This is a genomic window from Flavobacterium sp. (assembly GCF_043756175.1).
Classification (GTDB): Bacteria; Bacteroidota; Bacteroidia; order Flavobacteriales; family Flavobacteriaceae; genus Flavobacterium.
This window is the reverse complement of the sequence record NZ_JAYURN010000122.1, coordinates 1-10,308: the sequence shown is the minus strand read 5'-3', so window position 1 is coordinate 10,308 and position 10,308 is coordinate 1. Positions and strand designations below refer to the sequence as shown.

The 10,308-nt window shown below is 29.4% G+C and carries 9 protein-coding genes and 1 pseudogene; 5 read left to right on the top strand and 5 right to left on the bottom strand.

The features are described 5' to 3' along the window. From ACH2BP_RS09825 to ACH2BP_RS09815, 3 genes are all read right to left on the bottom strand, one after another. The coding region (locus ACH2BP_RS09825; protein ID WP_395059406.1) for an HD domain-containing protein at positions 1 to 643 on the bottom strand (643 nt) is incomplete at its 3' end. 76 nt (positions 644 to 719) lie between these two features. Further along, a complete protein-coding gene (locus tag ACH2BP_RS09820) occupies positions 720 to 1,508 on the bottom strand; it encodes a TrmH family RNA methyltransferase (protein WP_395059404.1) in 789 nt (262 codons plus the stop codon). A gap of 122 nt (positions 1,509 to 1,630) precedes the next feature. Next, positions 1,631 to 2,560 (bottom strand): DUF2167 domain-containing protein, encoded by a 930-nt coding sequence (locus ACH2BP_RS09815; RefSeq protein ID WP_395059402.1) that lies wholly within the window; start codon positions 2,558 to 2,560, stop codon positions 1,631 to 1,633. Positions 2,561 to 2,649: 89 nt separating this feature from the next. Between ACH2BP_RS09815 and ACH2BP_RS09810 the strand changes: the two genes are divergently transcribed. Continuing rightward, positions 2,650 to 3,255: a trimeric intracellular cation channel family protein gene (locus tag ACH2BP_RS09810; RefSeq protein WP_395059400.1), complete on the top strand. Its 606-nt coding sequence runs from the start codon at positions 2,650 to 2,652 to the stop codon at positions 3,253 to 3,255. On the opposite strand, the gene ACH2BP_RS09805 is transcribed toward ACH2BP_RS09810, so the two are convergent. Further along, positions 3,256 to 5,040, bottom strand: coding sequence for a gliding motility-associated C-terminal domain-containing protein (locus ACH2BP_RS09805; protein ID WP_395059398.1), 1,785 nt, complete (start codon positions 5,038 to 5,040; stop codon positions 3,256 to 3,258). A 106-nt stretch (positions 5,041 to 5,146) separates the two neighbouring features. Between ACH2BP_RS09805 and ACH2BP_RS09800 the strand changes: the two genes are divergently transcribed. Beyond that, complete coding sequence (locus tag ACH2BP_RS09800; RefSeq protein ID WP_395059396.1) at positions 5,147 to 6,124, top strand: GNAT family N-acetyltransferase; 978 nt, start codon at positions 5,147 to 5,149, stop codon at positions 6,122 to 6,124. A 24-nt stretch (positions 6,125 to 6,148) separates the two neighbouring features. Beyond that, positions 6,149 to 7,426 (top strand): O-antigen translocase, encoded by a 1,278-nt coding sequence (locus ACH2BP_RS09795; RefSeq protein ID WP_395059394.1) that lies wholly within the window; start codon positions 6,149 to 6,151, stop codon positions 7,424 to 7,426. Here ACH2BP_RS09795 and ACH2BP_RS09790 read toward each other — a convergent pair. After that, on the bottom strand, positions 7,419 to 8,555 hold the full coding sequence (locus tag ACH2BP_RS09790) for a glycosyltransferase (RefSeq protein WP_395059392.1): 1,137 nt from the start codon (positions 8,553 to 8,555) through the stop codon (positions 7,419 to 7,421). The two genes, ACH2BP_RS09795 and ACH2BP_RS09790, sit on opposite strands and share 8 nt — an antisense overlap. Before the next feature lie 42 nt (positions 8,556 to 8,597). Between ACH2BP_RS09790 and ACH2BP_RS09785 the strand changes: the two genes are divergently transcribed. Beyond that, complete coding sequence (locus tag ACH2BP_RS09785) at positions 8,598 to 9,683, top strand: glycosyltransferase (RefSeq protein ID WP_395059390.1); 1,086 nt, start codon at positions 8,598 to 8,600, stop codon at positions 9,681 to 9,683. 22 nt (positions 9,684 to 9,705) lie between these two features. Further along, positions 9,706 to 10,094, top strand: a pseudogene (locus ACH2BP_RS09780) (sugar 3,4-ketoisomerase). The last annotated feature ends 214 nt before the right edge of the window (positions 10,095 to 10,308 follow it).

The following is a 10,308-nucleotide window of genomic DNA, read 5'->3' as shown; positions in this document are numbered from 1 at the left end:
TGCTTACAATATCATTGTAAACAGTAGGTTCGGTATATTTTAGACCTAAATCTTCGAGTTTTGTTTTTATATTATACAACCCTAATCGATGGGCGAGAGGCGCGTATATGTATAATGTTTCGGAAGCGATTTTAACTTGCTTGTATTCGGCCATCGATTCCATAGTTTGCATATTATGCAATCTGTCTGCGAGTTTTATGATGATTACACGAACATCATCATTTAGTGTAAGCAACATTTTACGAAAGTTTTCGGCTTGCATCGAAATGTTCATGTCTTTTTTTACCTGTGAAATTTTTGTTAATCCTTCTACAAGTTGGGCTACTTTAGGATTAAACATTTTTTCAATTTCCTGAACTGTAATATCGGTGTCTTCTACAACATCATGCATTAATGCTGCGGCAATGGCTGTAGCTCCCAAACCTATTTCTCCAGCTACAATTTTAGCCACAGCAATTGGATGAAAAATATAGGCTTCGCCAGATTTTCGGCGTTGGTCTTGGTGTGCATCTACAGCAACATCAAAAGCTTTTCGAATTAGTTTTTTGTCTTCTGATGTAAGTGTTTGGTAACTTATACGAAGTAACTCCTTGTATTCTTGAGCAATAGCTTTATTTTCCTTTTCGATATCAATTTCTACCATAACATTGTTGTTCAATTCCTAAAGTTAGAATAAATAAATGAATTACGAAAGGTTTTATAGGACTGAAATTGATTTTTTAAAATCCTCTTTGTCTTTTGGCTTCAAAAATTAAAATAGCTGCTGCCACCGAAACATTCATGCTATCTATTTCGCCTTGCATAGGAATGATAATGTTTTGCGTTGCGTTGTCTCTCCATTCTTGAGTTAAACCAGTAGCTTCTGTTCCTACAACTAATGCTGTTGGAGATGTGTAATTTTGGGTATGATAAGAAGTTGAATTTTGTAATGTAGCACAGTAAAAATTTATATTGTTTTCTTTCAAAAAAGTAATGATTTCCTGGGTTGTTCCTGTTGCAATTTGCCTTGTAAACAAGCAACCTACGCTAGAGCGAACAATATTTGGATTATATAAATCCGATTTTGGATTGGCAATAATAACCGCATCGAGATTTGCAGCATCGGCAGTGCGAAGTAAAGCTCCAATATTTCCTGGTTTTTCTGGTGCTTCAGCTATAAGAATTAGTGGGTTTTTAGATAATTTTAAATCTGATAAAAGAAATGATTTTGTTTTGGCAACAGCAAGAATTCCTTCGGTAGTATCGCGATAAGCTAGTTTGTGATATACTTCTTTGGAAATTTCGATTAAATCAATAACTTGATTAGTTAATTTTGTGATTTGTTTTTCGGTAATTAAATCAGGTAAAAACAAGATAGTTTCTATGATAAATCCACCTTTTAGAGCCAATTCTATTTCGCGTTGTCCTTCAATCAAGAAAGTTCCAGATTGTTTTCTAGCTTTCGATTTTTCTTGCAATAAAACCAACGATTTTATGAACGGATTTTGTGAGGAAGTGATTTGTTTCATTTTGAAATAGAAAAGCTCAAAGTTACAAATGTTTATTAGAAATTTAATAAACCAATTCTAAAATAAAAGGTTTCCAATATTTTTCATTATGGAAACCTTTAAAATTTAATAAAAAAAGAAATTTACTCTTCTTCTGTTTTAGTCTCTTCTGCTAACTCTTCATCTTCTTTTGGTTTTGTAAGGACTTGATCTTTTTTGCCGAAAATAAATTTTTTAGCTCCTGCAAATGCTGCTAAAAGTGCAATAAATATAACTTTTCCAAATTTTGCTATTACTGCAAAAAGACCAACTTTTGCAAGTACTTTTCCAGCTACAAGTCCACCAATTGTCCAAGCGGCAACCGTATCTGTGTCTTCATCGAAATTGAAATAAGTATTTCCTTCTTTAAACTGAATACTATTTATAACATTAGGTATGCTTGCTTTTACTTCTGCTAATTCATGCATACTAGCAACTGCCGAAATATTATACATTCCTTTTCTTCCCAAAACTCTTAAATCATAATTTAAAGTATTGTCTTTAGAGTTTCCAAATTTTATTTCTTTTGCCCAGTGTAATACTTTCAACTTTCCGTCATAAAATGGTTTAGATGCCCATCCAACAAGCTCTGCGGTGTCAAATCCTTGCTTTGCTCTTTCAGGATTTTCTTTGCGCATATCCTCTTGAATTTCTTTTAGTAAATCATCGTAATTTATATCTTGAGCATCATCGTCTTTTACATAGCCATCTTCTTGATAGTTTATTACAAACAACCAACTGCTATCATTCATAACTCCTTTTTTTTCTGGAACTATCGATCCCAAAACTGTAGTGTCTTCAGGATTTCCCCATAAATCTTTTAGGACATATTGTGTTTGTTTTGCATCAAGGAATTTAAATCCTTTTGGTACAGTCAATGTTGCATTACTCGAAGGAAATTCTATTTTACCAGTTTTATAAATTAAAGATTTCTCTATTTTTTCGTAATCTAATTCTAAGGAATCTTGATTTTGCGAAAAAGCTGACGCGATGAAAGCTAAAAATAGCAGAAGTGACGTGGTAATGTTTTTCATTATTTTTTTAGTGTTTATGCAAATATATTATTTTTAGAGTATTTTCTGTAATTTTGCACAATTCAATTATATAAATTCACAACTTTCCCATGTTTTACCTTTTAGATATTATTGGAACAATGGCTTTTGCAATGTCTGGCGCATTAACCGCTATGAATAAAAAAATGGATCCGTTTGGTGTTTTTATCATTGCATTTGTAACAGCACTTGGTGGTGGTACGTTGCGAGATGTCATGATTGGTAATACACCTGTGGGTTGGATGAAAGATTTAAACGGTGTTTATGCTATTATAATAGCCTTTTTATTAGCTTTTATTTTTAGAAATAAATTTGATAAATTAAGAACGTCTTTGTTTCTTTTTGACACTATTGGGCTTGGTGTTTTTACTCTGATTGGAATTCAAAAAGGAATTAATGTTAATCTACATCCTGTTATTTGTATTGCTGTGGGAACAATGACAGCTTGTTTTGGCGTTGTTATTCGTGATATTTTGTGTAACGAAATTCCTGTAATTTTCAGAAAAGAGATTTATGCAACCATTTGTATTATTGGCGGAATTATTTTCTTCGTTTTAAAGAAATTGAATTTTGAAGATGACATAATTTATGTAATGACTTCATCAATCATTATCATTATTAGATTGATGGCTGTAAAATTCAAATGGAGTTTGAAACCAATTGTGAATAAATCATAATTATCTATTCAAGAAAACCCAACCTACAAAGGGTTCGGTGTGTTTAGAATCATTTAAATTTAAAACATAATAATAAGTTCCTTCTGGCAAAACTCCTTTTGTGACTATTCCAGCTTTGTTCGATTTTCCGTCCCAATCGGGCGAGTTTATATTTCCTTCCCAAATTAATTTTCCCCAACGATTATAAATTAACAAACTGAAATTAAGATAACTTCTTAAATTCTGAATATAAAAAGAATCATTTGTACCATCTCCGTTTGGGGTATAGTGATTGTATATGATTATCGGGCAAGGTTCGGTAATAAGTTTAAATTGGGTTACCGAGAAACATTGGTCATTACTAATTCTAACATATATGGTTTCTGGTGTTGTTTGCGCAGTGTAATTTGATGTATTAATTATCGGATTTACATTAGCAATAGCATCATTATTGGTTTCGAAAAAAGCAACAATATCAGCTGTGTTTTTTTTGACAAGTTGTTCGTAAGCAGAAAAGTTAAAAACACCTTTTTCGTTATAATTACTACAAACAGTTTGGTCTAAAAGTGTGTTAAATTCTGGTGAAAGCCAAAGGCTAACATTTTGAATATAATTGTTGTTATTTTCATTAGTTTCGGTCACACTTGCTACTCCATTATTATCATCGACAACAAATTTTAAATCGAAAGTAGCAGGAATTGTACTCGGAATAACAACTGTGATTTGATAATTTCTACTTTCGCCAATAGGAATGTCTACCATTGTTTGAGCAGTTCCTACAGCTTGATTGTTTGCATAAATTGTAATAAAAGTTCCCACTGGAAGAAAATTAGTACTGTTTGTATTACTAACGGTATAATCGACAATTAAGGTTCTTGTGTTGCAAGATTGCCCAATAGCATCAATTCTGACAGTTGCATCTGGAAGTTGACTATTTAGTTTGGTAACTATCGAATTAATCATCACAAAATCTCTATCTGACGTAAGTTGAATCGTAGCACTAACATCGCCAATATTTATATTATTTTGAATGTTATATACATCAAGATCCATATTATACAAAGTAGTTGAACCTGTAATGCTATTTGTTCCGTTAAATGCATTATCTGCTGGGTTTAATGGCGGATTACTAATTAGATTACCGTTTATGCGAAGTGATTCATTCACTGCAATACTTCGATCTCCTTCCCAAGCCAAAAAACCTATTTTTGCGTCTTGATTGTCTATAACGTTTAGACTGTTTAGCGTTATATTGATAGCATTAGGCACGAATTGTAAGCCATCATAAACATTAAGCTGATTTAGCGGAAGCGAATTATTTTTGTATACAATTATGATTGCCCAACCACCAAAATTTGTTCCATTGCTACAATACTCAGGAATTACAGCGGTCAAATCTAATTCAGAAAAGGTATAGTTGCCGTTTCCTGTAGTTTGTACTAAGGCTGTTATATCGGCAAAAGCACTAAAAAAAGGCCTTCCAGAAGTAGTTTGTATTACGCTAAATTGTCTAGATGCGGTAATATTTGTACTATTCAATTTTATATCAAAATCGCCAGTTCCCGAACCTGCCCAATACAAATAGGCAGCTTCAACTGTATCGCCAATGTTTAGATTTACTGTATCGAAAGAACCAGTAGTAATTGTGCACGGCGCACCTGTTCCGTTTTCGTCGGTATTTAGTGTGTTTCCTACAAATGTAAAATCATATCGTCCGTTAAACTGATTATATAACGTGATATTTTGAGCATAAATAGTGTTTATAGCAATGATAAAAATAAAAATTGTAAGTAGTTTTTTAGCCATTTACAGAAAAAACATTTTTTAAAGATACTATTTTTATAATTAGGCACTTCTAAATTAGAAAAATTTATTAAAAAATGTGTAATTTTCCGAAGTTTAAATAAATGAAGTGAAAGATTACTCCGTTCGACCATACCAAGCAAAAGATTATTTACTTTGGAATACTTTTATTAATGAATCAAAAAATGGTACTTTTTTGTTTCATCGAGACTTTATGGAATATCATAAAGAAAGATTTGATGATTTTTCTTTACTCATTTTTCAAAAAGAAAAACTCGTTGCACTTTTGCCCGCAAATAGAGTAGGAGATACTGTTTTTTCGCATCAAGGACTCACTTATGGGGGATTAATATATTCCGATAAATTAAAATTAACCTCATTTATAGTTGTATTTGCTAAGGTTTTGAAGTTTTTGTGCGAGCATGAAATAAATAAAATTTTAATAAAAACCATTCCTAGCATTTATCATATAAAGCCATCGGATGAAATACAATATGTTATGTTTTTGATGCAAGCAGAGCTCGTTAGGCGAGATTCGCTATCGGTAGTAAATTTGCAAAAAGCTATAAAAATTTCGAAAGGAAGATTAGAAGGTGTTAAAAAAGGGGTTAAAAATAAATTAAAAATAGTTGAAGAACCAATATTTGAAACATTTTGGGAAGAAATTATGGTTCCTAATTTAGAAAAAAAACATAATGCAAAACCAGTACATTCGCATACAGAAATGAGTTTGTTGCAAAAAATTTTTCCGATAAATATCAGACAATTTAATGTGTATTTTGAAGATAAAATTGTAGCAGGAACCACTATTTTTGAAACTAAACAAGTAGCTCATGCGCAATATATAGCTGCAAATGAAACTAAGAATGAACTTGGTAGTTTAGATTATTTGTATTATTGTTTGCTTACAGAAGTTTTTAAAGAAAAGGCATTTCTTGATTTTGGTATTTCAAACGAATACCAAGGGAAAAAAGTAAATAGCGGCTTGTCATTCTGGAAGGAAAGCTTTGGGGCAAGTTCTATTGTTCAGGATTTTTATGAAGTAGCAACTTCAAAATATTGTTTGCTAGACGATGTTTTAGTATGAATTTGTAGAATATATATATATTAATTGAATTTTTTAAAAAATATAACGTCCTCACAACTATTTAAAATAACTTCTTTAAATAGTATTAGTGTGCTAATTAAGATGGTAATTGGATTAATTACTTCAAAAGCTTTGGCCATTTTTGTTGGTCCAACTGGTATGGCTTTGGTAGGGAATTTGCGTAATTTTTTAACTTCGGTCGAAAGTGTTGCTACTTTAGGTTTTCAGAACGGCATTGTAAAATATGTTGCTGAAAATGAAGATGATAATCTTGAATTCAAAAAAATATTTTCAACCTTATTTTTTAGTTTATTCGCCGTTACGATTCTTATAAGTAGCGTGTTGTTTTTGTTTGCTAATTATTGGAGTCAAGTTGTTTTTGGGAGTAATTTTTCCTATTCTTACGTGTTTAAAGTATTGGCAATTGTCTTACCATTTTACACTTCTTCTATATATTTAGTTGCTATTATAAACGGATTAGGACGATTTAAAACAGTCATTTATATTAATATTATTGGAAACATTATTGGACTTTTTGTCACCTTATTTTTTATTTGGAAATGGTTTGTTTTTGGTGCTTTATTATCAATAATAATTACACCATCATTACTGTTTTTTGTAACGTTTTATTATATTTCTAAAGAAATTTCGATAAAAAAAGCCATCAATTTAAATTTATTTGATTTCAAAATCATAAAAAATCTATCTCATTATTTTCTGATGGCTTTGGTTTCAGGGATTTTTGGACCGATAGTTTTTTTAGCCATTCGAAATCAAGTAATAGATACTATCGGACTAAAAGAAGCGGGTTTTTGGGAAGCAATGACAAGGATTTCCACGTATTATTTACTCTTCGTAAATACATTACTTACGGTGTATTATTATCCAAGATTAGTGCAAGCGAAAACAAATAAAGATACTAAATCAGTATTTTGGAGCTTTTACAAAAATGTATTGCCATTGTTTGCTGTCGGATTATTTATCATTTATCTGTTACGAGGTGTAATGATAAAAATACTTTTCACTCAAGATTTCGAACCAGTTTCTAATTTGTTTTTATGGCAATTGGTTGGCGATTTTCTAAAAGCAGCTTCTTGCATTTTAGGTTTTCAGTTTTTTGCAAAAAAAATGACAAAAGCATTTATCGTAACCGAGATTTTATCATTATTAATACTTTATTTTTCGAGCATTTATTTTATTAATATTTTTAAAACGGAAGGAGTTGTTATAGCACACGCCTTTACTTATGGCATGTATTTGTTGGTTTTGGGAATTTATTTTAGAAAAAGTTTGTTTAATTAGATTTCCAAACTTCTAAATATATTTCTGCAATTTTTACATAATCATGCTCCTTTTGTACAAAAGCTTCGGCTCGTTTGCTAATGGCGATAATTTCATCTGAGTTTTCTATCAAAAAAGACAATTCATTTACTAAATATTCGACATTTGCTTTCGCATTTACACAAACTCTTTTTTGAATATTGTAATAATTAGTAAATTCGTTTTCTGCACCTGTAAAAACTACTTTTCCTTTTGCCATAGCTTCTAGCGCATTGTAGCCTTGGTCTTTTGAAAAAACCTGATCTAGTAAAATATGTGAGCTATTATATTTGTTGATGTAATCCTTGTATGGGATATTCTCAATTTGAATAATTTCAATTTTATCACCATATCTTTTTTCGATAATGGATAATGCTTTTTCAAAATAATCATTTCCTTTTTTGAAATAGTTTTCTCGATTTATTCCATGAAAGATTAGAATTTTTTCATTAATTTTTAATGGTTTATATTCTAGTTTACTTAAATTTATGGGATTTGGTATTAGCCCTAAATATTTAGAATTACGCTCTAATGGTTTATGATAATCTATATCTGATGAAATAACTCCGTTTATATTTTGGTAAATAAACTCATGAAGTTTTTTAAATGATTTTTTCTTAAATTTTAATACATTAGAGAAATTTTTATCTGATATTTTTACGTCTAAATAGGGATGTATAACAGATTTTTCTTTTGGGTTTTGGAAGTTGTAATTTACGTTTATGTAATCTTCCCCGCAGGAAAGAAGAAAAACCTTTTTATTATTTTGAAAAATAAATTTTAATATTTTTTTTTCAAAATAATAATTACAAAAAAAACTATTTTCATTTATGAGCTGAACCACATCATGATTACAAAAACTTTTTTTATTTTTCTTAAATTGTTGGTAAGTTAGAAACGAACTGATATCAAATGAAGTAAGTCTAAATATAGCAATTTTTATTTTTTTTAAAATACCTGAATCCCATTTTTTAGATAACAAAAGATCTACAGGATAATCTTTAAAACCATCATTAAAACCAAGAATTACAACCTCGTGTCCTAATTTTTGTAAACCCTCTTTTAACGAATTATGCAAGCGACTATATTCTCCTACTAGTAAAATCTTCATATATTATTATATTTGGCAAATATATTTGCAATTTATACAATAATGAATATAACAAAAAATAAAATAGCCATTATCTCACATTCGCTTGGTTTAGGTGGAGCAGAGCGTTTTGCTGGGACTTTGAGTTTTATTTTAAATGAGTTAGATTATGAAGTACACGTTATTATTATAAATGATAAAGTTGATTATGAGTATTGTGGTCAATTATATAATTTAGGTGAAAAATACAATGATAAGTCTAGTTTTTTAATTAAAAAAGTTGCAAAAAGTTATTTGTTGAATAAATATCTAAAGGATAATAAGATTCAAATTATAATAGATAATCGTTCAAGAAATTCAATTATAAGAGAATTAATATATAAATGGATTTATAGTAAAGCGAAAGTTTATTATATGATTCATAGTTATAATCTAGATTTATCTTTTCCTAAAGGTATTTTGGCCAATAAATTTATTTATAAAAAAGCAACAAAAATAATATGTGTTGCAAAAGCAATAGAAAATAAAATTACCGAAAAATATAAATTTAAAAATACCATAACACAATATAATCCAATAGATTTTTCTAAATTAACGATTAACGAATATACTATAAATAAAAAAAAATATATATTGTTTTTTGGACGATTAGAAGAGAAATCTAAAAATTTCAGTTTAATGATTGAAGCTTTTTCGGTTTCAAAAATTTATGAAAAAGGATATAAATTATTAATTTTAGGTAACGGACCAGATTTAAATTTAATTGAAAAAATCATTAAAAAATATAAATTAGAAGAATATATTGAAATAATTCCTTTTCAAAACAATCCTTTCAATTATGTAAAAAACGCAAAATTTACGATTCTAACAAGTCGTTACGAAGGTTTTCCGATGTCTATAATAGAATCTTTAGCTTTGGGAACACCAATTGTTTCTGTCGATTGTAATTCTGGACCAGCCGAAGTAATTATAAACGAGTACAATGGCTTATTGGTTAAAAATTATGATGTTTTTATTTTAGCTGATGCGATTAAAAGATTTGTAGATGACAAAAGATTATATGATATTTGTAAAAGTAATACCTTAAAAAGCGTTAATCATTTATCTGTTGATAACATTTCTAAACAATGGAAGAAAATTTTAGAATAATATGAAAACATCGATATAAGATATTAAAATTATTGAAATACCGAAAATTGAAGATCCACGAGGTAATCTTTCAGTAATTGAAGGCAATACAATTCCTTTCAAAATAAATAGGGTTTACTACCTATATGATGTTCCTGGCGGAGCAGAAAGAGGCGGTCATTCCCATTTATTTCAGTATGAAATTTTAATTGCATTAAGTGGCAGTTTTGATGTTTTACTAAAAGATGGTTACAAAAAAAAACAGTAACCCTAAATAAACCAAATTCAGATTTATTAATTGTGAACGGAATTTGGAGAGAATTAGTTAATTTTTCTTCCGGTTCAGTATGTTTAGTTGTTTCGTCAGATGTTTTTGATGAAAAAGATTATATAAGAGATTTTGAAGAATTTAAAAAAACATGTTTAGTGTGATTTCAAATTAATTGAAAGATAGCCTGTAACAAAAAAGTGAAGGTAGTTTGACGGGCATCGAAAATACTCTAAAATTTTTGAATTCCCATTTGTATCTCCTCATGCGTAATTTGAATTTAATTGAATTTTTATTATATTTGTCATTAAAAAAGAATTCTAATGGAAAACTCTCAAAAAAGAGATCAACTAACATATTATAATAATCAAGTTGCGG